Raw genomic sequence first — 23,652 nt, forward strand, 5'->3', positions numbered from 1 at the left:
GTCGGACCGGGCACCGGACCGTCGTCCGGTACGCACCGGATCCTGCGGGTCCGCCGCCTCAGCGCCGCCGGCGGTCGGGGCGCGACGAGACGACCGCACCGAGCGGGAGGACGACGTCGGGACGCAACGACGCGGGGACGCCCGAGAGGAACAGCGCGAACACCGCGGGCCGGCGCTGCGCCAGCTCGAGGCGCCCGCCGTCGGCGGACGCGAGGTCGCGGGCCAGCGCGAGACCCAGGCCGGTGCCCTTGCCGGACGTGACGTCCCGCTCGAAGATCCGCCCGGCGAGCTCGTCGGGCACACCCTCGCCCTCGTCGGCGACCTCGACCACGACCGTGCCCGACGGACCGCCCGAGCGGGACCGCACGGTCGTCGTGCCGTCACCGTGCCGCAGCGAGTTCTCGATGAGCGTCGCGAGCACCTGCGCGAGCGCCCCGGGCGTCGCGAGCACCTGCGTGGCCGGGTCGACCTCGACGGCGAACCGCCGCCCGACGGCCTCGAACGTCGCGGACCACTCCTCCTCCTGCTGGTGCACGACGTCGACCAGCCGGACCGCCTCGGTCGTGCCGCCCTGCGCGCGCCGCGACGCCATGAGCAGGTCGTCGACGACGCGGACGAGGCGCTCGACCTGCTCGAGGCTGATCCGGGCCTCCTCGCGCACCTCCTCGTCGTCGGACGCGAGCATGATCTCCTCGAGCCGCATCGACAGCGCCGTGAGCGGGGTGCGCAGCTGGTGCGACGCGTCGGACGCGAACTTGCGCTCGGCGGCGAGCCGCCCCGCCATGCGGTCCGCGCTGCGCGCGAGCTCGGAGGCGACGAGGTCGATCTCCTCGACCCCGGACGGCTCGAGCTGCGGGCGCACCTGGCCGGAGCCGAGCTGCTCCGCCGACGCCGCGAGGTACACGAGCGGGGCCGCGAGCCGGTTCGCCTGCCAGATCGCCATCGCGATGCCGGCCGCGAACGCGACGACGGCCGCGACCACGACGAGCGCGATCACGCGCGCGCCGAGCCAGAACAGCTCCCACCAGGACACGTATAGCACGACGACGGCGCCCTGGTCGGACACGGCCTGCACCGACTCGGTGCGGCCCTCGACCCGGTCCCCCGCCTGGTAGACGGTGCCGTCGGGCGCGTGCACCACGACGGACGCGGGCAGGGCGCTGCCGTCACTCGTGGCGTACGGCTCGAACATCTGGTCGTTCAGCTCGATGCCCAGGCCGACGCGGAAGTCCACGGCACGCGCCGCGTTCTGCGCGCGCGTCTCGATGCGCTGCACCTCGTTCTCGCGGACGAGCTGCGCCCCGAGGAACGCCAGGGGGAAGCCGAGCAGCACCACCGCGACGGTGACCGCCGCGATGGTCGCCTGCAGGACGCGACGACGCACGCGCCGGGCGCCTCAGCCGCCGGCGGGCACGGGGCCGGTCTCGAACCGGAAGCCCATGCCTCGCACCGTCGAGATGTAGCGCGGCGCGTTCGCGTCGTCGCCGAGCTTGCGGCGCAGCCACGACACGTGCATGTCGAGGGTCTTGGTCGAGCCCGTCGGGTCCGAGTCCCACACCTCGCGCATGAGTGTGTCCCGCGCCACGACCGTGCCGGCCGACGCGACGAGCACGCGCAGCAGGTCGAACTCCTTGGCGGTCAGGTGCAGCTCGCGCTCGCCCTGGAACGCGCGGTGCGCTGCGACGTCGACGCGCACGTTCTGCGCGTGCAGCTCGTCCTCGTCGCCCGCCTCGACCGCGGTGCGGCGCAGCAGCGCCCGCACGCGCGCGAGCAGCTCGGCGAGCCGGAAGGGCTTGGTCACGTAGTCGTCCGCGCCCGCGTCGAGCCCGACGACGAGGTCGACCTCGTCGGCGCGCGCCGTCAGGACGAGCACGGGCGTCGTGAGGCCCTGGTTGCGGATGGCCCGCGCGACGTCGAGGCCGTCCATGTCCGGGAGCCCCAGGTCGAGCACGACGAGGTCCGCGGAGGCCGCCCCGTCGATCGCCCCTTGACCTGTCCCTTGCACTCGGACGTCGTACCCTTCACGTCCGAGCGCCCGGGCCAAAGGCTCGGCAATAGCGGGGTCGTCCTCCGCCAGAAGCACCTGGGTCATTCCCCCATGCTAGGTCACGCCCTGGTATCCGCCGCCAGGACTCGCGGCCCACGCGTGCACGCCGACGGGTGTGAGATGCGCCCGGGTGTGCGTGCACACACGTGCCGACGAGCGGTCGGGACGCACGACGAGGCCGACGACCGCGCTGCCGACCGGACGCACGACGAGACCGACGACCGTGCGGCCGACCGGGCGGATGACCGACCCGCGACCGTCGTCGTAGCGCCGCACCGCCACGGTCCGCCCGCGGGGGTACGACGAGCGTGCGCGCGCCGCCCTAGGCTCGCGGGGTGAGCACGTGGGACCGGCTGCTGCGCTGGGAGGACTCGCACCGGTTCGTCGTCGACACGATCGGTGCCGTCCTCTTCTTCCTCGCGCTCGGGCCGCTGTCCCTGGTCACGGCGGTCGGGATCGCGACGGTCGACTCGACGTTCGTCTGGTCCGTCCTGCTCACCGCGCCGCTCGCGTGGCGCCGCGTGCGGCCCGTCGGGTCGGCGGCGAGCGTGTACGCCGTCGGCCTCGCCCAGCTCGTCGTCGCCCCCGCCGTCCTGCCCGCGGACCTCGCGGTGCTCGTCGCGCTGTACTCGGTCACGGTGCACGGGCCCGTGTGGGCGCACCGCGCCGCGATCGGGTGCGCGCTGGCCGCGGGCGTGATGCTGCCGCTGCGCCTCGTCGCCGACGTGAACGCGCCCGTCGTGACCGTCGCCGCGCTCCTCATCGGCACGAGCTCGCTCACCGTGTGGGCGTTCGGCCTCGTGCGACGCTCGCGACGCGAGACCCTCGAGGCGCTGGTCGACCGCGCCGTGCGCCTCGAGAAGGAGCGCGACCAGCAGGCGCAGCTCGCCACCCAGGCGGAGCGCTCGCGCATCGCGCGCGAGATGCACGACATCGTCGCCCACTCGCTGTCCGTCGTCATCGCGCAGGCCGACGGCGGCCGCTACGCCGCCGAGTCCGACCCGAGCGCCGCCGGCCGCGCGCTCGAGACGATCGCGGAGACCGGCCGCGCCGCGCTGACCGACATGCGCCGCCTGCTCGGGGTGCTGCGCAGCGAGCCCGACGGGCGGCTGCGCGCCGCCGACGGCCCGGGCGTCCTGCAGGAGGCGCCGCTGACCGAGACCGCGCCGCAGCCCGGCGAGTCCGAGATCCCACGGCTCGTCGACCAGGTCCGGGCGAGCGGCGCGCACGTCTCGCTGGTGCGGATGGGCGAGCCGCGTCCGCTGCCACCGGGCGTCGGGCTCGCGGTGTACCGCATCACCCAGGAGGCGCTGACGAACGTGCTCAAGCACGCCGGGCCCGCGCCGCGCGTCACGGTCGTCGTCCAGTGGCGGCCCGACGCGATCGAGCTCGACGTGACCGACGACGGGCGCGGCGCCTCCGCGGGCACCGACGGGCTCGGCCAGGGCCTGCGCGGGATGCACGAGCGCGCCACGATGTTCGGCGGCTCCGTCACCGCCGGTCCCCGGCCCGGAGGCGGCTACCGTGTGCGCGCGCGCCTCCCGTTCCCCGACCACCGGCCGCGCGGCTCGGCACCCGACGCCTGACACCCACGACCGGCACCCGGCTGAGACACCGACCACGACACCGACTGCGACACCGACCGAGACACCGACTGCGACACCGACTGCGACACCGATCGAGACACCGAGGAGCACGCCCGTGACCGAGCAGCCGAGCGCCCACCCGACCGACGTCGTGCGCGTCGCGCTCGTCGACGACCAGCAGCTCGTGCGCGCGGGCTTCCGCATGGTCATCGACTCGCAGCCCGACCTCGAGGTCGTGCTCGAGGCCGGCGACGGCGCGCAGGCCGTCCGCGCGCTCGACCCCGCGGCCCGCACCGCGCTCGGGCGTGTCGACGTCGTGCTCATGGACGTGCGCATGCCGACCATGGACGGCCTGGAGGCGACCGCGCAGATCATCGCGCGCGGCACGGACGCCGAGCCGGCCCCGCGCGTCATCGTCCTGACGACGTTCGACCTCGACGAGTACGTCATGTCCGCCATCCGCGCGGGCGCGAGCGGCTTCCTGCTCAAGGACGCCCCGCCCGAGGAGATGCTCACGGCGATCCGCACCGTGCACCGCGGTGACGCGGTCATCGCGCCGTCGTCGACGCGCCGGCTCATCGAGCACCTCGTCTCCGCGCTGCCCGAGCCCGTGCCGGACGGCCCGCCCAACCCCGCGCGCGCCGCCGTCGACGACCTCACCGAGCGGGAGCGCGAGGTCCTGCTGCTCATGGCGCGGGGCCGGTCGAACACCGAGATCGGGCACGACCTGTTCGTCGCCGAGGCCACGGTCAAGACGCACGTGGGGCGCATCCTCGCCAAGCTCGGCGCGCGCGACCGCGTGCAGGCGGTCGTCACGGCGTACGAGGCGGGCCTGGTCACCCCCGGCGCCTGAGGCCCACCCTCCCCCACCGCCACCTCCCTCGCCGAGTGCGCACGTCCGTGCCCGAGCGCGCACGCTCGGCGTACGCACCCGGTCCGGGACGTGCGCACTCGGCGTAGGGGCTAGTGCGCCGGGACGGGTGGGGCGCGCCGCGGGTCATGCCACGGGATGACCGCGGCACCGCACGTCGAGACCGCGGGCCGACGAGGTGGGCGCCCCGCGCTGCCTAGCGTGGTCGCGTCATCACCGGAACCTACCGAGGAGCACCGTGACCTCCATCCCCGCCCCGACGCCCGGGAGCGCGACCGCCTCGTCGGCGCGTGGCCTCACCAAGACGTACGGCTCGGGCGCCGCCGCCGTGCGCGCCCTCGACGGTGTCGACGTGGACTTCGCCGCGGGTGCGTTCACCGCGATCATGGGGCCGTCGGGCTCCGGCAAGTCGACGCTCATGCACCTGCTCGCGGGGCTCGACCAGGCCACGACCGGCTCCGTCCGCCTCGGCGAGACCGAGATCACCGCGCTCGACGACGACGCGCTGACCCGGCTGCGGCGCGACCGCGTCGGGTTCGTGTTCCAGTCGTTCAACCTGCTGCCGATGTTCACCGCCGCGCAGAACGTCACGCTCCCGCTCGAGCTCGCGAACCGCAAGGTCGACCCCGACTGGTACGAGCTCCTGACCGCGACGCTCGGCCTCGGGGACCGGCTCACGCACCGCCCGAGCGAGCTGTCCGGCGGTCAGCAGCAGCGCGTCGCGATCGCGCGCGCGCTCATCACGCGGCCCGACGTCGTGTTCGCCGACGAGCCGACCGGCAACCTCGACTCGCGCTCGGGTGCCGAGGTGCTCTCGTTCCTGCGCCGCTCGGTGCGCGAGCTGGGCCGCACGGTCATCATGGTCACGCACGACCCGACCGCCGCGGCGTACGCGGACCGCGTCGTGCTGCTGGCCGACGGGCGCATCGCGGGCGACATCGCGGACCCGACGCCCGAGTCGGTCCTCGCGGGCCTGGACGCCCTGCGCGCGCTCGAGGCTCCCGTCGCCGACGGGGTGGGTGCCTGATGCTGCGCCTCACCCTCGCCCAGATGCGCCGCAGCCTGGGCAGGCTGACCGCGGCCGCGATCGCCACGGCCATCGGCACGGGCTTCGTCGCGGCGACGCTCCTCACGGGCGGCGTCATCACCCGGGCGAGCTACGACTCCGTGACGGCCGAGCTCGCGGACGCGGACCTCGTCGTCGACGGCGACGTGGGCGAGATCCACGACGAGATCCGCGCGACGCCCGGCGTCGTCGCGGCGGACCCCCTGGTCGCGAGCGGCGCCGAGCTCCAGAAGGGCGCGCAGCGCAGCTGGCAGCTGCTGGTCCCCGTGCCGTCGGACCCGCACCTCGGCGCCCTGCGCGTCGAGGAGGGCGCCGCACCCGCGGCCGACGACGAGATCGCGCTCCCCGAGGGCACGGCCGAGCGCCTGCGCGTCCAGGTCGGCGACACGGTCGACGTCCGGTACTGGCAGTGGGACGACGACACGGAGGAGGGCACCGAGAACGTCGTGCCCGCGACCGTGACCGGTCTGACGAGCGACCCCGGTGGCGCGTGGACGCAGTTCGGTGGCGCCTCGCTCGTGACCCTCGACGCCCTGCGGACGTGGGGTGACCTCGACGAGGAGTACCTGTGGAGCGACGGCATGATCGTGCGCGCCCCGAAGGACACGGCGGCCGTCCAGGCCGCGCTGCAGGCCCTGTCCGACGGCGTGCGCGTGCTGACCAAGGACGAGGCGAGCGACGAGCGCATCCGTGAGATCGCCGACGGCGACAACGTCATCGTCGTGATCGTCCTCGGCTTCGCGGCGATCGCGCTCGTCGTCGCCGCGCTCGTCATCTCGAACACGTTCCAGGTGCTCGTCGCGCAGCGTGCGCGGATGCTCGCGCTGCTGCGCTGCGTCGGCGCGGTGCGCGGCCAGCTGCGCCGCGCGGTCCTGCTCGAGGCCGGCATCCTCGGCGTCGCGTCGTCGGTCGCGGGCGTGGTCCTCGGGACCGTGTTCGCGCAGGTGGCGCTGTCCGTGCTGCGCCGGGTGCAGCAACAGGTGCCGCTGCCCGAGTTCGTGCAGGTCACGCCGAGCGTGGTGATCGTCCCCGTGCTCGTCGGCACCGCCGTCACGCTGCTCGCGGCGCTCGTCCCTGCGCGTGCGGCGACCAAGGTGAGCCCGATCGTCGCGCTGCGTCCGATCGACGCACCGGACGTGGGCTCGCGCGCCGGCAGGCTGCGGCTCGCGCTCGCGCTCGTCCTGACCGTCGGCGGTGCGCTGGCGTTCCCGCTCGCGATCGTCGGCGCGCACACCCGCTCGGACGACGCCGTGATCTGGCTCGGGCTCGGGATGCTCGGCGGCGCGATCTCGTTCGTCGGCATCCTCGTCGGCGCCGTGTTCTGGGTCCCCCGCGTGGTCGACCTCATGGGACGGCTGCTCGGCCGGACCGGGCCCGCCGCCCGGCTCGCCGCGGTCAACTCGGTGCGCAACCCGCGCCGGACCGCCGCGACGAGCACCGCGCTGCTGATCGGCGTGACGCTCGTCGCGATGATGTCGACGGGCGCCGCGAGCGCGCGGCTGTCCGCCGCCGCGGAGCTCGACACGCACTACCTGGTCGACATCACGGTCTGGCCCACGGACGGCCAGGCGGTGTCCTCCGAGATCGTCGAGGCCGTCACGGGCGTCAAGGGGGTCGAGCGCGCCACGGTCGTGCGAAGCGCCGAGGTCACGCTGGAGGACGACCGGTGGCTGACGGCGTGGGAGGTCACGCCGGAGGCGTCGAACGTCCTGCGCGACGACCGCGTGCCCGACGCGCTGCGGGACGGCGCCATCGTGCTGCCGTTCGACAACGGCGAGCCGAGCGTCGAGGTCGACCTCGCGGAGGTCGACCCGGCGGACCCCGACGCCCCGACGCGCACGGTGACGCTCGACGCGGACGTCGTCGAGAGCCCGCGCACGGGCGACGCGTACGTCACGCCCGCCACGTTCGACGAGCTGGCGGGCGGCGCCGAGGTGGCCACCACCCTGTGGGCGATGGTCGGCTCCGACGCCTCGGCGGGCGAGGTCGTCGACGCCGTGCGCAGCGCGTTGTCGTCCGAGTCCGTCTCGGTCGAGAGCCCCGCGTCCGAGCGGGCGCAGTACGAGCAGGTCATCAACGTGCTGCTCGCGATCGTCGTCGCCCTGCTCGCGGTCGCCGTGGTGATCGCGCTCATCGGCGTGGCGAACACGCTGTCCCTGTCCGTCATCGAGCGGCGCCGCGAGTCCGCGATCCTGCGGGCCATCGGCCTCACGCGCCGTCAGCTGCGGCTGTCGCTCGCGACGGAGGGGGCGCTCATCGCGGGCGTCGGCGGCCTGTTCGGGGCGCTGCTCGGCCTGCTGTACGGCTGGGCGGGCGCGGCCATCGCGTTCGAGTCGCTGGGTGACGCGCGCCTGACGGTGCCGTGGGTCGACTTCGCCGTGATCATCGCGGTCGCCCTGCTCGCCGGGCTCGCGGCCTCGGTGATCCCGGCCCGGTCCGCCGTGCGCACCCGGCCGGTGGCGGCGCTGAGCGTGGAGTGACCTGAGCGCAGGCCGTGCTCGGCCACGGACGCCGGACCGGCGACGGTCGGGTCAGCGACGCCCCGCGGTACCCCTCGTGGTACCCGGGGCGTCGTCGTCCCCCGGGCGGGCCGTCGTGGCCGCCACGACAGAGGGCAGCAGCAGGCCGACCCCGACGACGAGCGCGACGACGAGCACGCCCCACGCCCACGGCGCCGGGTCCGCGCCGACCCAGCCGAGCGAGAGCACGACGAGCATGATCTGCCAGGTCATGACGGGCGAGCGGGCCCAGCGCCGCCCGCGCCAGAGCCCGCGCGCGGACGCGACGAGCACGAGCGCGACGGTGAGCCCGAACACGACGAGGAAGACGGTCGCGGCCGGACGCACCGACACGCCGCGCACGAGGTCCGACACCCACGCCACCGACAGGCCGACCGCGGCGGCGGCCTCGAGCAGCGTCAGCAGGCACACGACCGCGAGCATCGCGGGCCGTCGGGCCGTCGGGGCCGTGGGGGCCGTCGGGGCGGCGGGCCGGGCGGGAGCGGGGGCTGCGGGCCGGGGTGCGGCGGCGCCCTTCTTCTTGCGGGGCCGGGACGGTGTGGACGGGCGACGGGGCGAGCTCACGCGCCGAGACTACGGGGCGTGCGACGTCGTCACCGGTCCCCGGGGCCGCCGGAGCCGGCGCTCCGAACCGCGTGCGGGCCGCGTGCGGGCCGCGTGCAGGCCGCTTGCGGCGCGGAACGTGACCTGGGTCGCATTACCACATCGGCACCGCTGCCTGATCTGGACAATCGCTCAGGAACGTCGACCGCCACGCCCGAATCGTTCCGACACCGGCGTGTCGAACGGGAACCGGTGTGATGAACGCCTCATCCGTAACTGAGTCGAAACCAACTCGTAACCCCTTGTGCGAAGCGGCGGACGGGTGTGAACCTTGATGCAGCAGGTTCTTCAGCCAGCCCCCCCAGCACCCCCACGACAACGCCATGACGTCGCGTGCGCCCTCATCCAGGCGCCGTCGCTGTCGTGCGCCCAAGGAGAGTTCCATGGATTGGCGCCACCGCGCAGCATGCCTCGACGAGGACCCCGAGCTGTTCTTCCCGATCGGGAACACGGGCCCCGCCCTGCTCCAGATCGAGGAGGCGAAGGCTGTCTGCCGTCGCTGCGACGTCGTCGACACGTGCCTCAAGTGGGCCATCGAGACCGGCCAGGACGCGGGCGTGTGGGGCGGTCTCTCGGAGGACGAGCGCCGCGCGCTCAAGCGCCGCACCGCGCGTCAGCGCCGCGCGGGCTGACCCAGCCCGCCGCGTCCCTCGCCGGGCGCAGCACACGATCTCAGCGCAGGGGTCGGCCGGACGGCCGGCCCCTTCGCCGTCCCCGGGGCCCGCCGTGCCCCAGGCGGTCGTCGCACCGCGGTCGTCGCACCGCGGTCGTCGTACCGCGGTCGTCGTACCGCGGTCGTCGTACCGCGGTCGTCGTACCGCGCTCGTCGCACCGCGCTCGTCGTACCCGACGCCGTGCCGCCCGTGGGCGCGGACCGTCGGACCCCGCCGCCGGCTCACGGCGAGCCCTGCGACGAGCTCAGCCCACCTGGGCCGCGTCCCGGCCCGTGCGCAGCTCGGCGCACACCTCGACCGCGGTGCCCCCCTCGGGGCGCGGCCGCCACTCGATGGAGCCCCGCAGCTCGTTCGTCACGAGCGTCTGCACGATCTGCGTGCCCAGGCCCGAACCCGCACCGCGCCCCTCGGGGATGCCCGAGCCGTCGTCGAGCACCGTGACGCGCAGCGCGTCGTCCTCGCGCTCGACCACGATCTCGACGTTGCCCGACGTGCGCCCCTCGAACCCGTGCTCCACGGCGTTCGTGACGAGCTCGGTGAGCACGAGCGCGAGCGCGGTCGCGTCCTCGGCCGGGACGGAGCCGAACGTGCCCGAGACGGTCGTGCGCACGTGCGCACCGGCCGACGCCGCGTCCGCCGCGAGGCGCAGGCTGCGCCCGACGAGGTCGTCGAACGGCACGCTCTCGTCGATGGTCTGGGACAGCGAGTCGTGCACGAGCGCGATCGTCGCGACCCGGCGCATCGCCTCGGCGAGCGCGTCGCGCGCCTCGGGGGACGTCATGCGCCGCGACTGCAGCCGCAGCAGCGCGGCCACGGTCTGCAGGTTGTTCTTCACGCGGTGGTGGATCTCGCGGATCGTCGCGTCCTTGGTGATGAGCTCGCGCTCGCGCCGGCGCAGCTCGGAGACGTCGCGGCACAGCAGCACCGCGCCGATCCGCTGTCCGCTCTCGGTGAGCGGCACCGCACGCAGCGACAGCACCACGCCGCCGACCTCGACGTCGGTGCGCCACGGCGCACGGCCCATGAGCACGAGCGGCATCGACTCGTCGACGGTCGCGCGCTGCTCGGGGATGAGGTCCGCGGTGACCTCGACGAGCGAGCGGCCGACGAGGTCGCCGAGCGCGCCGAGGCGGTGGAAGCACGACAGCGCGTTGGGGCTCGCGTAGAGCACCTCGCCCTCGGAGTTGAGGCGCACGAGACCGTCCCCGACGCGCGGGGCGCCACGGCGCGGGCCCGTCGGGGCGTCGGGTGCGGGGAACTCGCCGTTGGCGATCATCGCGAAGATGTCGTCGGCCGCCTCGACGTAGTTCAGCTCGAGCCGGCTGGGGGTGCGCGCACCGCCGAGGTTGGTCTGGCGGGCGATGACCGCGATCGCACGACCCTCGCGGACGACCGGCACGGCCTCCTCGCGCACCGCGTACGACCCGAACCACCGCGGCTCGCGCGAGCGCAGCTGGCGCCGCTCGTCGAGCGAGCGCTGCAGCTGCGAGCGCTGCCCCTCGGGCACGCGCGAGCCCACGACGTCGTCGTAGTGCACCGTGGCGCCGGTCGACGGGCGGCACTGCGCGACCGCGACGAAGTCGCCGTCGGTCGTGGGCAGCCACAGCACCAGGTCGGCGAACGCGAGGTCGGAGGCGACCTGCCAGTCCCCCACGAGCAGGTGCAACCACTCGAGGTCCGCACCGGACAGGGATCCGTGACGCTCGACGAGCACGCTCAGGGTCGACACGGCGCTCAGCCTATGCGGCGCGCGGACCGCCGCCGGCCACGCACGGACCGGCGTGCGACGACGAGCACGGCCCCGCTCGCTAGGCTCGACGCGCCGCGCACGCGGCGCGACCGAACGAGAGGGGCCGGCTGGTGCGCCTGACCGAGACGATCGTCCTGCCGACCGACCCGCGCTCGGCCGCGCGACTGCTCGCGGACCCCGCGTTCGTCCGCGAGAAGGTCGTCGCGTCCGGCGCCACGTGCGAGCAGGCCGACGTCACTGGCGAGGTCGCGACCGACCCCGTCGGCGCGTTCACCGTCACGACGCGCCGCGCGCTGCCCGCCGACCAGATCCCCGCGCACCTGCGCGGGTTCGTGGGCGGGCGCATCGAGGTGCGGCAGGTCGAGGCCTGGGAGCAGCCGGACGACGCGGGCGAGCGCGTCGGGACGGTCCTCGTGGAGGTCGCGGGCGCGCCCGTGCGGCTCATGGCGCGCTCGACGCTCGTCGGGCACGGCGCTGGGGCGACCGCGGTGCGCTACGACGGCGAGCTGCACGCCTCGGTACCCCTGTTCGGGGGCGCGATCGAGGAGGCGACGGCGAGCGCGATCCGCGCGGCCCTCGCCGCGGAGGAGACGGCTGCCCGGCACCGTCTGCCGTGAGCGGACGGCCGCGCGCCCGGGGCACCGTTCCCGGGTCACCCGACCGGGTGGCGGGGCTCCGTGCCCTTGCGGTCACGGTACCGCTTCCACGCCGTAACGATTCGGTAACGTGGGAATCGTGGAAGTAGCCTCTGACCTGCGGAAACGGAGGCATGGGATCGCTACCACAGGCATTTCGGACGACGCGCTCCTTGACACCCCGGACCCGTCCGACGAAGGTGTCACCCAGCGCGTGGGAACGCTCCCGCAGACTGCGGAGGGGAGCGCTCCCAGGCGGGGTCTCTCAGACCCACGCCGACGCGGTACCGGAGCCTCGTGCCCGGACGCGGAGGCGACCCCGAGAGGTACGGCACGGCAGCCGTCCGAATGACAAGGGAGTCACAGTGCGCAAGACCACACGGAAGTTCCTGGCCGTCACGGCCAGCGTCGCGAGCATCGCCCTCCTGGCGACGGCCTGCTCGTCGGACGACGACCCCGCTCCCGCCGGGACCGGCGGCGAGGCGACGCCGGACACCAGCAAGCCGATCACGCTGACGGTCGCGACGTTCAACAACTTCGGCTACACCGAGGAGCTCCTCGCCGAGTACTCGAAGACGCACCCGAACGTCACGGTCAAGCAGACGATCGCGGCCAAGTCGGAGGACGCCCGCACCAACCTCACGACCAAGCTCGCCGCCGGTGGCGCGGGCCTGGCGGACGTCGAGGCCATCGAGATCGACTGGCTCCCCGAGCTCGTCCAGTCGTCCGACAAGTTCCTCGACCTGAAGTCCGACGAGGTCGAGGGCCGCTGGCTCGAGTTCAAGACGAAGCCGGCCACGGCGGCCGACGGCAAGCTCATCGGCTACGGCACCGACGTCGGCCCCGAGGCCATCTGCTACCGCTCCGACCTGTTCGAGGCCGCGGGCCTGCCGAGCGACCCGGCCGAGGTGGCCGAGCTCCTCGGTGGCGACGGCGCCACGTGGGACAAGTACTTCGAGGTCGGCAAGACCTTCGTCGACAAGTCGGACAGCGCCTGGTTCGACTCGGCCAACGCCATCTACCAGGGCATGGTCAACCAGCTCGAGGCCGCCTACGAGAACCCGGACGGCACCCCGATCCCGCTCGGCGAGAACGACGCGGTCAAGGGCCTCTACGAGACCGTGACCGGTGCCGACGTGCAGGAGCTGTCCGCGCACCTCGGCCAGTGGTCGGACGACTGGACGGCTGCGTTCCAGAAGAGCGGCTTCGCGACCATGCTCTGCCCGGCGTGGATGACCGGCCCGATCGAGCAGAACTCGGGTGGCATCACCGGCTGGAACATCGCGGACGTCTTCCCCGGCGGCGGCGGCAACTGGGGCGGCTCGTACCTGACGGTCCCGGCGGCGGGCCCGAACGCTGAGGCGGCCAAGGAGCTCGCGGCGTGGCTCACCTCGCCCGAGATCCAGATCAAGGCGTTCCTCAACGCCGGTACGTTCCCGAGCCAGACCGAGGCGCTGTCCGACCCGGCCCTCACGGGTGCGACGAACAAGTTCTTCAACGACGCCCCCGTCGGCACGATCTTCGGCAACCGCTACAAGGCCATCGAGGTGACGCCGTTCAAGGGCCCGAACTACTTCTCGATCCACACGGCCGTGGGCAACGCGATCACGAAGGTCGACGTCGAGAAGTCGGCTGACTCGGCCGCCGCGTGGCAGGGCGCGCTCGACGAGTTCAACGCGCTGGGTCTCTGACCCCGGTCGGGCCGGGCACCTCGGTGCCCGGCCCGATCAGCCGGGTGCCGGGCTGAGGAAGGCCGGCACATCGGATCCGAGCGGCGCCCGGCGGGAGCCCTTGCCCCTGTGGGAGCAGGGCACCCGCCGGGCGCCGTGTCCACTCACGCCGTCATGAGGTGGTCATGTCCGTCCAGTCACCCGTCGAGCCCGAGAGCGATCTCGCGCCGGCACCGCGGCAGCCGCGCCGCGTGGGCTTCTCCCAGACGCTGAGCCGCTGGGACGTCAAGGTCTCGCCCTACCTGTACATCTCGCCGTTCTTCATCCTGTTCTTCATCACGGGCCTGTTCCCGATCCTGTACACGGGCTACGTCTCCGTGCACAAGTGGCAGCTCCTGCAGGGCCAGGGTGACTTCGTCGGCTTCGACAACTACACCCAGGTGTTCCAGCAGAAGGACTTCTGGCTGTCCCTGCGCAACACCCTCTCGATCTTCGTCATCTCGGCCGTCCCCCAGGTCATCGCCGCGATCCTCATCGCCGCGTTCCTCGACCAGAACCTGCGCGCCAAGACGTTCTGGCGCATGGGCGTCCTGCTCCCCTACGTCGTCGCCCCCGTGGCCGTCGGCCTCATCTTCGGTCGCCTCTTCGCCGACCAGTCCGGCCTCATCAACAGCTGGCTCGGGGTGTTCGGGATCGACCCGGTGGGCTGGCACGTCGACCCCCTGGCGAGCCACATCGCGATCGCGACGATGGTCAACTTCCGCTGGACCGGCTACAACGCGCTGATCTTCCTGGCCGCGATGCAGGCCGTGCCCCGCGAGCTCTACGAGGCCGCGATCATCGACGGTGCCGGGCGCGTCCGGAGCTTCTTCTCCGTGACCATCCCGCAGATCCGCGCGACCGTCGTGTTCGTCGTGATCACGTCGACCATCGGTGGTCTGCAGATCTTCGACGAGCCGCGCGTGTTCGACAGCGCGGGTGCCGGTGGCGCCTCGCGCCAGTGGCTCACGACGACGCTGTACCTGTACAACACCGGCTGGAGCGGCCAGTACAACCTCGGTCGCGCCGCCGCCGTCGCATGGCTGCTGTTCCTGCTGATCCTCGCGATCGGTCTCGTCAACTTCGCGCTCACCCAGCGGATCGCCAGTGGATCCTCGTCGGGCCCGGGCAAGAAGGCGAAGAAGCAGTCCAGGCGCTACGACGCGAACAGGAAGTCGGCATGAACTCCATCCCCGCCATCGAGCAGATCGCCGGCCGCGGTGCCGCGCGGGCTGCCGCGCGCCGGACGAACCGCAGGGTGGGTGGCTACGACCGCCGCCCGCACTGGGTGAGCTACGTCCTGCTCGGCATCGTCGTGCTGATCGGCATCCTGCCGATCTACTACACGCTCGTCATCGGGTCCTCCGACCCGGTCGCGATCGCACAGAAGGCTCTGCCCCAGGTCTTCCCGGACGCGAGCCTGTTCGACAACTTCAAGCGGGTCATCGACGCGGACGCCTTCAGCTTCTGGAAGGCCGTCTGGAACTCGGTGGTCATCGCGGTCGTCGTCTCGGCGTCCACGGTGCTGTTCTCCACGCTCGCCGGGTTCGCGTTCGCGAAGCTGCGCTTCCCCGGCCGCCGGGGGCTGCTGGTCTTCGTCATCGCGACGATGGCCATCCCCACGCAGCTCGGCGTCGTCCCGCTGTACATCATCATGACGAAGCTCGGCTGGATCGGGCACCTGCAGGCCATCATCGTCCCGGCCCTGGTCGGCGCGTTCGGTGTGTTCTGGATGACGCAGTACCTCGAGGAGGCTCTCCCCTACGAGCTCATCGAAGCCGCCCGCGTCGACGGTGCCTCCATGTTCCGCACGTTCTGGTCCATCGCCCTCCCGGCCGCACGGCCGGCAGCCGCGATGCTCGCGCTGTTCACGTTCGTCGCCCAGTGGGTCAACTTCTTCTGGCCGTCGATCGTGCTCAACAGCCAGAACCCGACGCTGCCACTGGCGATCCGCCTGCTGCAGCAGAACTACTTCGTCGACTACTCGCTGATCATGGCGGGCGTGTTCCTCATGACGCTCCCGCTGCTCGTCCTGTTCGCGTTCGCCGGCCGCCAGCTGGTGGCAGGCATCATGGCCGGAGCAGTCAAGGGCTGATCCTCCACGGTCGGGCCGGCGACGTCGCCGGCCCGACCCGGTGGTCCACGGGCCGCCAGGCACCAGGCCCCGGGACCCGGACGACTGCCTGGCACACGAAAGGGAACTGACCGATGGTGGTCGAGAACTCTCCCCTCGCCCTCGCCGGCGACGACCGACCCACGGCTCCGACGCTCGAGCAGGTCGCCGAGCGAGCCGGTGTGTCCCGGTCGACCGCGTCGCGGGCGATCAACGGCGGGCTGCGCGTCTCACCCGACGCGCTCGCCGCCGTGGAGGCCGCGGTGGCCGAGCTGGGCTACACGCCCAACCGCGCCGCCCGCTCCCTCGTCACGAAGCGCACCGACTCGATCGCGCTCGTGGTACCCGAACCCGATGAGCGCGTCCTGTCGGACCCGTTCTTCGCCGGCACCCTCAACGGGCTCAGCGCCGCGCTCTCCGACTCCGACATCCAGGTGGTCCTGGTGATCGCCCGCCCCGGCGAGAGCGAGCGCACGGTCCGTTACCTGCGCAACGGCCACGTCGACGGCGCGATCGTCGTGTCGCACCACCGCACCGACGACCTCGACCGTGTGCTCCTGTCCTCCCGTGTGCCGAACGTCTTCGTCGGTCGGCCGCTGTCGGTCGACCCGGACGACGTGCACTACGTCGACACCGACAACGTCGCCGGTGGCGAGCTGGCCGCGCGCCACCTCATCGAGCGCGGGACGCGTCGCATCGCGACGATCGCCGGCCCCGAGGACATGTCCGCCGGTGTCGACCGCCTCGCGGGATGGCGGACGGCGGTGCGCGCGGCCGGGCTGCCGGACGACGCGGTCCTGCACGGCGACTTCACGCTCGCGTCGGGCGCGCGCCTCGCGCGCGAGCTCGTCGAGCGGTTCCCGGACGTCGACGGCGTGTTCATCGCCTCCGACCTGATGGCCGCGGGTGCGCTCGCCGCGTTCTCCGAGCTCGGCAAGGACGTCCCGGGCGACATCAAGGTCGTCGGGTACGACAACATCGGGGTGGCCGCGTCCACGACGCCTCCGCTGACGACCGTCGTGCAGCCGGTCGTGTCCATGGCGCGGGCCGCGGGTCAGCGCCTCCTGGCGCAGCTCCACGGCGAGTCGCTCTCACGCGAGCCGCTGATCTTCGCGCCCGAGCTGATCGTCCGCGCCTCCGCCTGAGTCCCGCCCCGCGCGCGAGGCAGGGGGTCGTGCGCGGGCGGGAGAGAGGTGCACGCCCGCGCAGCGGCGCGACGGCCGTGGCCGCGGCGCGCGACGGTGTGCGCCGCCAGGACGAGCCGCGACGCGGGTGGCAGAGTGGCGGCGTGACGTCACCGTTGACCACCGCCCAGGCCCAGCTCGCGTCCGCCGTCGAGATCCTCGGGTACTCCCCCGGGCTGCACGAGATGCTCGCGACCCCGCGGCGGGAGATGAACGTCGCCGTCCCGCTGCGCCGCGACTCGGGCGAGATCGTGATGTTCCACGGCTACCGCGTGCAGCACAACATCTCGCGCGGCCCCGGCAAGGGCGGGCTGCGCTACGCGGCGTCGGTCGACATCGACGAGGTCCGCGCGCTCGCGATGTGGATGACGTGGAAGTGCGCCGTGGTCGACGTCCCGTACGGCGGCGCCAAGGGCGGGGTGACGATCGAGCCCGCGCACTACTCGACCGCCGAGCTCGAGCGCGTCACGCGGCGCTACACGTCGGAGATCATGCCGATCATCGGCCCCGAGCGGGACATCATGGCGTCTGACATCGGCACCGACGAGCAGACCATGGCGTGGGTGATGGACACGTACTCGGTGAACCTCGGGTACACGATCCCGGGCGTGACGACGGGCAAGCCGTTCGCCGTCGGCGGCTCGCTGGGGCGCGCGACGGCGACGGGCCGCGGTGTGGTGCACGCGGCCGAGGCGGCCCTCGCGGACGACGGCGTGACCCTCCCCGAGGTGACCGCGGCGGTCCAGGGGTTCGGCAAGGTCGGCTCGCACGCGGTGCGCTGGCTCCACGAGGGCGGCGCCCGTGTGGTGGCCGTGACCGACGTGGACGGCGGGACCCGTGCGGACGGCGGGCTGGACGTGCCCGCGCTGCTGGCGCACGCGGCGGCCGGCGGGCGCGTCGCGGACTTCCCCGGCGGGACGCCCGTGTCCAACGCCGAGCTGCTCGCGCTGGACGTGGACCTGCTGGTGCCCGCGGCGGTCGAGGGGGTGCTCGACGAGACCACGGCCGCGGGGGTCAAGGCGCGCTGGGTGGTCGAGGGCGCGAACGGACCGACGACCCCCGAGGGCGACCGGGTGCTCGCCGACCGCGGCATCGTCGTCGTGCCGGACATCCTGGCGAACGCGGGCGGCGTGGTGGTGTCGTACTTCGAGTGGGTGCAGGCGAACCAGGCCTACTGGTGGACCGCGGAGGAGATCGCGGACCGGCTCGCGCTGCGCATGCGGACCGCGTACGACGCGGTGGCCCGCACGGCGCGCGAGCAGTCGCTCACGCTGCGGGACGCGGCGCTGACGATCGGCGTGCAGCGCGTCGCGGAGGCGCACCAGATCCGCGGGCTGTACCCCTGAGCCCGGCGGAGGCCGTCAGCCTTCGCGCGTGAGCGTGAGCCGCTCCCCCGAGGCTGCGACGAGGTCGACCCGCGCCGCGTCGGCCATGGGGTCGGCCGTGGGGTCGGCCGCAGGGCCACCCGCGGGGTCGGGACGGTCGGCGAGCGGCTCGAGCGCGGTGACCGGGGTTCCGTCGGGTGCCCGCAGCTCGAGCGGCTCGTGCAGCAGGCGCAGCAGCTCGGCCTCCTGGTGCATCGCGGCAGGCGGACCCGCCATGAGCGTGGACGCGACGGGCCCGAACGTGAGCGTGTCGCCGTCGACCGACCACGTCCCCCGTAGGCGGTTCACGCCCCCCGTCCCGTACACCTGGCCGTCGCCCTCGAACGTCAGGCTCGCGACGCGCGCGGGCTCGGGCGCGCTGTGGTCGCCGCCGGGCGGCACCGACGGGGCCTCGTCGACGACGGCGGGTGTCTGCGTGCGCACGTCCACCCGCCACTGTCCGACCAGTCGCAGCATGCGTCGATCATGGCACCGGCGCGACCGGCACGCCCGACGCGCGCCGGTCGCGGGGCCGAGGAACGGCGGGCGGTCAGCCGCGCGGCTGGCGCTCCGCCCACGCCTCGAGCGTCGTGCGGGGGCCGGTGTAGAACGGCACCTCCTCGCGCACGTGCAGGCGTGCCTCGGTGTTCCGCAGCTCGCGCATGAGGTCGACGATGCGGTGCAGCTCGGGCGCCTCGAACGCGAGCAGCCACTCGTAGTCACCGAGCGCGAACGCCGACACGGTGTTGGCGCGCACGTCCGCGTAGTCGCGCGCGGCCTGGCCGTGCTCGACGAGCATGCGGCGCCGGTCGTCCTCGGGCAGGACGTACCAGTCGTAGGACCGCACGAACGGGTAGACGCACAGGTACGCGCCGGGTTCCTCACCCGCGAGGAACGCGGGTACGTGGCTGCGGTTGAACTCCGCCGCGCGATGCAGCCCGACCACGGACCACACCGGCAGCAGGTGCCGGCCGAGGTCGCTCGCGCGCAGGCGCTGGTAGGCGCCCTGCACCTGCTCGACGGTCTCGGCGTGCCACCAGACCATGAGGTCCGCGTCGGCCCGGAGCCCGGCGACGTCGTACCAGCCGCGCACGACCAGCTCGGCGTCCTCGCCCACGGCGGCCTGCGCGTCCGCGATCAGCGCGGCGCGCTCGTCGTCGTCGGCGGGCAGCACCTCCTCGAGCGCGAAGACGGACCACATCGTGTAGCGGACGGTGGCGTTGAGGGCCTCGTGGTCGACGTCGGTCACGCGAGGTTCCTTTCCTGGTACGACGAGCGTGCGGCGGGACGACGGCGGCCCGGGGCCGGGACGCCGTGAGGGGAGGAGGTCAGCTCTGCGGGTCGACGGAGCACGCGGCGGGGCGGCCCGAGTCGACCCCGGCCTGCCGGCGGCAGCACCCGGGCGCGCACACGTCGCGCCACGCCGGCAGCGCACCGACCGTGGCGCGCACCGGGGCCTGCTCGCCCGCGGCGAGGGCGCGCTCGGTGGCGGCCCGCTCGAGGATCAGGTCGACGAGGCCGCGTACGAACGGCTCGCGCGTCCCGACCGTGTCCGCGCGCACGGCGGTGAGGCCGAGCGAGTCGGCGGTCTCCAGCGCCTCGGTGTCGAGGTCGTACACGACCTCCATGTGGTCGGAGACGAAGCCGATCGGCGACAGCACGACCGACTGCACCCCCTGACCGGCGAGCGCCGTGAGCAGGTCGTTGACGTCGGGCTCGAGCCACGGCTGGCTCGGCGGGCCGGAGCGCGAGCAGTACGCGAGGTCCCACTCGATCGCACGGCCGAGCCGCTCGCCCACCGCGGCCGCGACGCTCGCGGCGACGTCGAGGTGCTGCGCGGAGTAGGACGCGCCGCTCACGGCGGACGCCTCCTCCATGGTGTCGGGGATCGAGTGCGTCACGAACACCACGCGCGCGTCGTCGGGCACCTTGCCGAGGGCCTCGGCCACGGCGTCCACGTTCGCCTCGACGAAGCCGGGGTGGTTGAAGTAGGCGCGGAGCTTGTCGAGCCGCAGCGGCTGCTCGTCGTCGAACCCGAGCTCGTCGCGCAGCTCCTCGAGCGCCGTCCAGAAGTCCTCGCGGTACTGGCGGCAGCCCGAGTAGGACGCGTACGCGCTGGTCACGAGCGCGAGGATGCGGCGGTGGCCGTCGGCGTGCGCCGCGGCGAGGGCGTCCTTGGTGTAGGGCGTCCAGTTGCGGTTGCCCCACACGACGGGCAGGTCGACGCCGCGCCGCGCGAGCTCGTCGGTGAGCGCGCGCTGCAGCGCGAGGTTCTGGCCGTTGATGGGGCTGGCCCCGCCGAAGTGGTGGTAGTGCTCGGCCACCTCGGCCAGCCGCTCGTCGGGGATCCCCTTGCCCGCCGTCACGTTGCGCAGGAACGGCAGCACGTCGTCGGGGCCGTCCGGGCCGCCGAACGAGGCGAGCAGGAGGGCGTCGTAGGGCGCTGCCGGGCTCAGGGAGGACTCGTCGTGAGGCACCCCTCGATCATGGCACCGGGACTCCGGGACGGCTTCGCGTCACGCGTGCCGACGGGCAGTGAGATCGACCCGACAAGGTGTCAGCAACCGGTCGGCTGGTGCGCGGGCTGCAGCGCCATCGCGTCCGCGAGGGCGTTGGCCCACTCCTCCACGAGCCCGAAGTTGCGGTGGTCGCCCGCGCGCGCCCGTGCACCGGCGATGATCGCGCGCTCCGTGAACGACAGCGCCGCCATGTCGAGCCGGCCGCGGAAGCTGCGGTGACCGCGAGCGCGCAGCGCCGCGCCGAGCGCGGCGAGCTCGTGCGGCGAGTTCGCCGCGGCCGCGGGCTGCGTCGCGAGCCCGGACGAGAACAGCCAGACGAGCGACGGGACGCCACCGGCCTCGACGCGCTCCGCGAACGCACGCGCCGCGGGCAGCCAGTGCCCCGTGTAGACCGCGGAGCCCAGGACGAGCGCGTCGTACCCCTGGGCGTCGACGACGTCCTCGGGTTCCTGGAGCTCGACCGCGTGACCCCGTGCGCGCAGCACCTCGGCCACGCGTTCGCCGATCCCCCACGTCCCGCCGTGCCGGGACGCCACCGCGACGAGCACCCGCATGCGCACCTCCTGGTCCGTTCCACCTGCGTGCTGGCCCGTCCATCGTCCGCTGGACGGACGCGCAGCGGATGGGCCATGAGTCCCGAGACATGACCAGGCACGACGTCCGCGGCGTGAGCCTGCTCACCTGATCGTGGCCTGGCGCTCCCGGAGCCGTTCGGTGAGGCGGCGCAGCGCCGCGAGCTCGTCGGCGTCGAGCGCGCCGCCGACGAGCCGGTGGATCTGGTCGACGTGCCGGCGCCCGATCTCGCGCTGCACGCGGGCACCCTCGTCGGTGAGCGTCACGACGACGCCGCGCCCGTCGTCGGGCGCGGGCGACCGGTGCACGAGGCCCTGGTGCTCGAGCCGCTCGACCATGCGCGACAGGCTCGGCTGCGACAGCAGGCTCTGCGCCCCGAGCTCGCGCAGGCGAGCGGCGCGACCCTCGCAGCCCGACAGCGTGAACAGCACGTCGTACTCGCGGACCGAGAGGTCACCCCAGACGTCCTCGGCGGAGAACCGCCGCATGAGCGCGACCTGCGCGCGGAACAGCGACTCCCACGCCTCCGCGGCCTCGCGCGGGGTAGCACGGCGGGGGCTCGTCGTCATGCGCGCATCCTCCTCGACGGTCGGCGACAGGTCCGGTCAACCTCAACGATTAACCCACTCGTGGCGTGCGACGTCGTCGAGCCACGCTGGGCACGGCACGGCCGTCCAGCACCCCGGCCGCCCGCTCCGTCGTCCGCAGCACCGCCCGCGCCCACTCTGGCACGCCGGCGCGGCGCCGTCGCGACCGGCGCACGCGCGCGGCCCGGCGCACCCCGACGGCCGGCCCGGCCGGCCGACGTCCTCGACCGCGCCCGCGCGCCGGGCCGTCGTGACCCCCACTCCCGTTCCCTCGGGTCACGACGGCCCGGCGGCGCACACGGGGACCGGGGCTGCCCGCACGGGCGAGCCCCTGCCGGTCCCGTGCGTCTAGCCTGGTGCGATGAGCACAGCGAGCGACTCCGGCACGTCCGGGACCACGTACGTCGTCGTCGACGGGGAGAACATCGACGCGACGCTCGGGACCGCGATCCTCCAGGCGCGCCCCGCCCCGGACCAGCGTCCGCGCTGGGAGCGCGTGCTCGCGTTCGCGCAGAAGGAGTGGGGCCAGGACGTCAAGGGCCTGTTCTTCCTCAACGCGTCGAGCGGCTCGCTGCCCATGAGCTTCGTGCAGGCGCTCCTCGCGATCGGCTTCCAGCCGATCCCGCTGTCGGGCGAGTCGTACGAGAAGGTCGTCGACATCGGCATCAAGCGCACGCTCGAGGCCATCGCCGGGCGCGCGGGCGACGTCATGCTCGTCAGCCACGACGGCGACTTCGCGGGCGAGCTCGCGACGCTGGTCGAGGACCCGACGCGGCGCACCGGCCTCATCGCGTTCCGCGAGTTCACGTCGACCGCGCTGTCCGGGCTCATCGGCCAGGGCCTGCAGACGTTCGACCTCGAGCACGACGTCAACGCGTTCAACGTGCAGCTGCCACGCGTCCGGATCATCCCGCTCGACGAGTTCGACCCGACGCGCTACCTCTGACGCCGCCCGGCACCCTCGTCGCGCGGCACCAGGGCCCTTGGTCACCCTCCTGGTCACAGGTCCATAACGGTTACCTGATACTCGCCGGAGATTTACCTAGTACCGGATGGTCACGGTATCCGGACCGCTGGTAGACACCTCGCCACCGGAGGGCGACGGCGACCGCCGGGCCCTGGCTCACGACGAGGTGGTCGATGAAGCGGTACGTCCTGGCGGGGCTGGTCCTCGCCGTACTCACGACGGTGGTCGTCGGCACGTCCCTCCTGGGCGCCGACGGTGCACCGGTGGTCCTCCTCGGTGCCGCACTCGGCGGAGCGCTCGGGCTCGTGCCCGACGGCTCGGTCGCGGCGCGCGCCGGTGGCTTCCTCGCAGGCGCGCTGCTCGCCTGGATCGGCTACGTCCTGCGAGCCGCGGCGCTGCCCGACTCGGCCGCCGGCCGGGCCGTCGCGGCGCTGGTCGTGCTCGGCATCGGCGTCGCGGTGGTCGCCGCAACGCGCGGCCGGATCCCGGCGTGGACGCCGCTGCTCGGCGTCGCCGCCGTCGCCGGCGCCTACGAGCGCGTCTACGCCGCCGACCCGTCGGCCGTCGCGAGCACGTCGGTGGAGACCGTCACGAGCGTCCTGCTCGCGGCCGCGGTCGGCCTGCTCGCCACCGCGTTCCTCGCCCCGGCGGCCGCGCGCGACGAGACGCAGACCGAGGGACGGTCCGCCACGTCGCGCGTCGCGCACACCGACGACACCGCGACGCCCGTGCGCGGCGTCCCGGTCGTCGACCCGCGCGACGAGAGCGCGTCGGTGGCGCACCCCGTGTTCACGTCGGGCGCGCCGACGACGGTGCCCGCCGGACCCCGCACCGCGCCGCCCGCAGCCCCCCACCTGCCCTCGCACCCCCAGCCGGAGGCCTGAC

22 protein-coding genes are annotated in these 23,652 nt (G+C 73.7%); 13 read left to right on the forward strand and 9 right to left on the reverse strand.

Translation table 11 applies throughout. The annotated features are described in order from the left end of the window. Nucleotides 1-58 precede the first annotated feature (58 nt). Entirely contained in the window at nt 59-1,384 is a 1,326-nt protein-coding gene (locus F1D97_RS14890; protein ID WP_236121282.1) for a sensor histidine kinase, read from the reverse strand. A 12-nt stretch (nt 1,385-1,396) separates the two neighbouring features. Further along, nucleotides 1,397-2,092 carry a response regulator transcription factor gene (locus tag F1D97_RS14895; protein WP_236121283.1) on the reverse strand — a complete coding sequence of 232 codons (696 nt, stop codon included), beginning with the start codon at nt 2,090-2,092 and terminating at the stop codon, nt 1,397-1,399. Between the two features lie 290 nt (nt 2,093-2,382). Between F1D97_RS14895 and F1D97_RS14900 the strand changes: the two genes are divergently transcribed. The 4 genes from F1D97_RS14900 to F1D97_RS14915 all read left to right on the forward strand — a co-directional run bounded on the left by F1D97_RS14900 (nt 2,383) and on the right by F1D97_RS14915 (nt 8,050). Next, a complete protein-coding gene (locus F1D97_RS14900; protein WP_236121284.1) occupies nt 2,383-3,633 on the forward strand; it encodes a sensor histidine kinase in 1,251 nt (416 codons plus the stop codon). Nucleotides 3,634-3,748: 115 nt separating this feature from the next. Continuing rightward, complete coding sequence (locus tag F1D97_RS14905) at nt 3,749-4,486, forward strand: response regulator (protein WP_236121285.1); 738 nt, start codon at nt 3,749-3,751, stop codon at nt 4,484-4,486. A gap of 256 nt (nt 4,487-4,742) precedes the next feature. Beyond that, entirely contained in the window at nt 4,743-5,531 is a 789-nt protein-coding gene (locus tag F1D97_RS14910; RefSeq protein WP_236121286.1) for an ABC transporter ATP-binding protein, read from the forward strand. Next, nucleotides 5,531-8,050, forward strand: coding sequence for an ABC transporter permease (locus F1D97_RS14915; protein ID WP_236121287.1), 2,520 nt, complete (start codon nt 5,531-5,533; stop codon nt 8,048-8,050). Before F1D97_RS14910 ends, F1D97_RS14915 begins: the two co-directional genes overlap by 1 nt. Before the next feature lie 51 nt (nt 8,051-8,101). On the opposite strand, the gene F1D97_RS14920 is transcribed toward F1D97_RS14915, so the two are convergent. Further along, nucleotides 8,102-8,653 (reverse strand): hypothetical protein, encoded by a 552-nt coding sequence (locus tag F1D97_RS14920; RefSeq protein WP_236121288.1) that lies wholly within the window; start codon nt 8,651-8,653, stop codon nt 8,102-8,104. Between the two features lie 422 nt (nt 8,654-9,075). Here F1D97_RS14920 and F1D97_RS14925 point away from each other — a divergent pair, with 422 nt between their 5' ends. Further along, on the forward strand, nt 9,076-9,324 hold the full coding sequence (locus F1D97_RS14925) for a WhiB family transcriptional regulator (protein WP_013883096.1): 249 nt from the start codon (nt 9,076-9,078) through the stop codon (nt 9,322-9,324). Nucleotides 9,325-9,610: 286 nt separating this feature from the next. Here the strand turns inward: F1D97_RS14925 and F1D97_RS14930 are convergent, their stop codons facing one another. Continuing rightward, nucleotides 9,611-11,095, reverse strand: coding sequence for a sensor histidine kinase (locus tag F1D97_RS14930; protein ID WP_236121289.1), 1,485 nt, complete (start codon nt 11,093-11,095; stop codon nt 9,611-9,613). A gap of 131 nt (nt 11,096-11,226) precedes the next feature. On the opposite strand from F1D97_RS14930, the gene F1D97_RS14935 reads away from it, so the two are divergent. From F1D97_RS14935 to F1D97_RS14960, 6 genes are all read left to right on the forward strand, one after another. Next, nucleotides 11,227-11,733, forward strand: coding sequence for a DUF2505 domain-containing protein (locus F1D97_RS14935; RefSeq protein ID WP_236121290.1), 507 nt, complete (start codon nt 11,227-11,229; stop codon nt 11,731-11,733). Between the two features lie 383 nt (nt 11,734-12,116). Further along, nucleotides 12,117-13,442, forward strand: a complete 1,326-nt coding sequence (locus tag F1D97_RS14940; protein WP_236121291.1) for an ABC transporter substrate-binding protein — start codon at nt 12,117-12,119, stop codon at nt 13,440-13,442. A gap of 164 nt (nt 13,443-13,606) precedes the next feature. Continuing rightward, nucleotides 13,607-14,644, forward strand: coding sequence for a carbohydrate ABC transporter permease (locus tag F1D97_RS14945; protein WP_236121292.1), 1,038 nt, complete (start codon nt 13,607-13,609; stop codon nt 14,642-14,644). Then, entirely contained in the window at nt 14,641-15,555 is a 915-nt protein-coding gene (locus F1D97_RS14950) for a carbohydrate ABC transporter permease (RefSeq protein ID WP_236121293.1), read from the forward strand. The genes F1D97_RS14945 and F1D97_RS14950 overlap by 4 nt, the downstream gene beginning before the upstream one ends. 113 nt (nt 15,556-15,668) lie before the next feature. Then, nucleotides 15,669-16,718 carry a LacI family DNA-binding transcriptional regulator gene (locus tag F1D97_RS14955; RefSeq protein ID WP_236121294.1) on the forward strand — a complete coding sequence of 350 codons (1,050 nt, stop codon included), beginning with the start codon at nt 15,669-15,671 and terminating at the stop codon, nt 16,716-16,718. 143 nt (nt 16,719-16,861) lie between these two features. Continuing rightward, nucleotides 16,862-18,103 (forward strand): Glu/Leu/Phe/Val family dehydrogenase, encoded by a 1,242-nt coding sequence (locus F1D97_RS14960; protein ID WP_236121295.1) that lies wholly within the window; start codon nt 16,862-16,864, stop codon nt 18,101-18,103. Between the two features lie 15 nt (nt 18,104-18,118). Here F1D97_RS14960 and F1D97_RS14965 read toward each other — a convergent pair whose 3' ends face one another. The 5 genes from F1D97_RS14965 to F1D97_RS14985 form a co-directional block, all read right to left on the reverse strand. Next, nucleotides 18,119-18,598: an META domain-containing protein gene (locus F1D97_RS14965; protein ID WP_236121296.1), complete on the reverse strand. Its 480-nt coding sequence runs from the start codon at nt 18,596-18,598 to the stop codon at nt 18,119-18,121. Between the two features lie 73 nt (nt 18,599-18,671). Beyond that, a complete protein-coding gene (gene hemQ / locus F1D97_RS14970) occupies nt 18,672-19,322 on the reverse strand; it encodes a hydrogen peroxide-dependent heme synthase (protein ID WP_236123624.1) in 651 nt (216 codons plus the stop codon). Nucleotides 19,323-19,449: 127 nt separating this feature from the next. Continuing rightward, nucleotides 19,450-20,598: a ferrochelatase gene (locus F1D97_RS14975; protein ID WP_236121297.1), complete on the reverse strand. Its 1,149-nt coding sequence runs from the start codon at nt 20,596-20,598 to the stop codon at nt 19,450-19,452. Between the two features lie 80 nt (nt 20,599-20,678). Next, nucleotides 20,679-21,194: a flavodoxin domain-containing protein gene (locus F1D97_RS14980; RefSeq protein ID WP_236121298.1), complete on the reverse strand. Its 516-nt coding sequence runs from the start codon at nt 21,192-21,194 to the stop codon at nt 20,679-20,681. 123 nt (nt 21,195-21,317) lie between these two features. Then, complete coding sequence (locus F1D97_RS14985) at nt 21,318-21,782, reverse strand: MarR family winged helix-turn-helix transcriptional regulator (RefSeq protein ID WP_236121299.1); 465 nt, start codon at nt 21,780-21,782, stop codon at nt 21,318-21,320. A gap of 379 nt (nt 21,783-22,161) precedes the next feature. Between F1D97_RS14985 and F1D97_RS14990 the strand changes: the two genes are divergently transcribed. Further along, on the forward strand, nt 22,162-22,746 hold the full coding sequence (locus F1D97_RS14990) for an NYN domain-containing protein (protein WP_236121300.1): 585 nt from the start codon (nt 22,162-22,164) through the stop codon (nt 22,744-22,746). 194 nt (nt 22,747-22,940) lie between these two features. After that, nucleotides 22,941-23,651: a hypothetical protein gene (locus F1D97_RS14995; protein ID WP_236121301.1), complete on the forward strand. Its 711-nt coding sequence runs from the start codon at nt 22,941-22,943 to the stop codon at nt 23,649-23,651. Nucleotide 23,652 lies beyond the last annotated feature (1 nt).

It is taken from the genome of Cellulomonas palmilytica (assembly GCF_021590045.1).
Classification (GTDB): domain Bacteria; phylum Actinomycetota; class Actinomycetes; order Actinomycetales; family Cellulomonadaceae; genus Cellulomonas; species Cellulomonas palmilytica.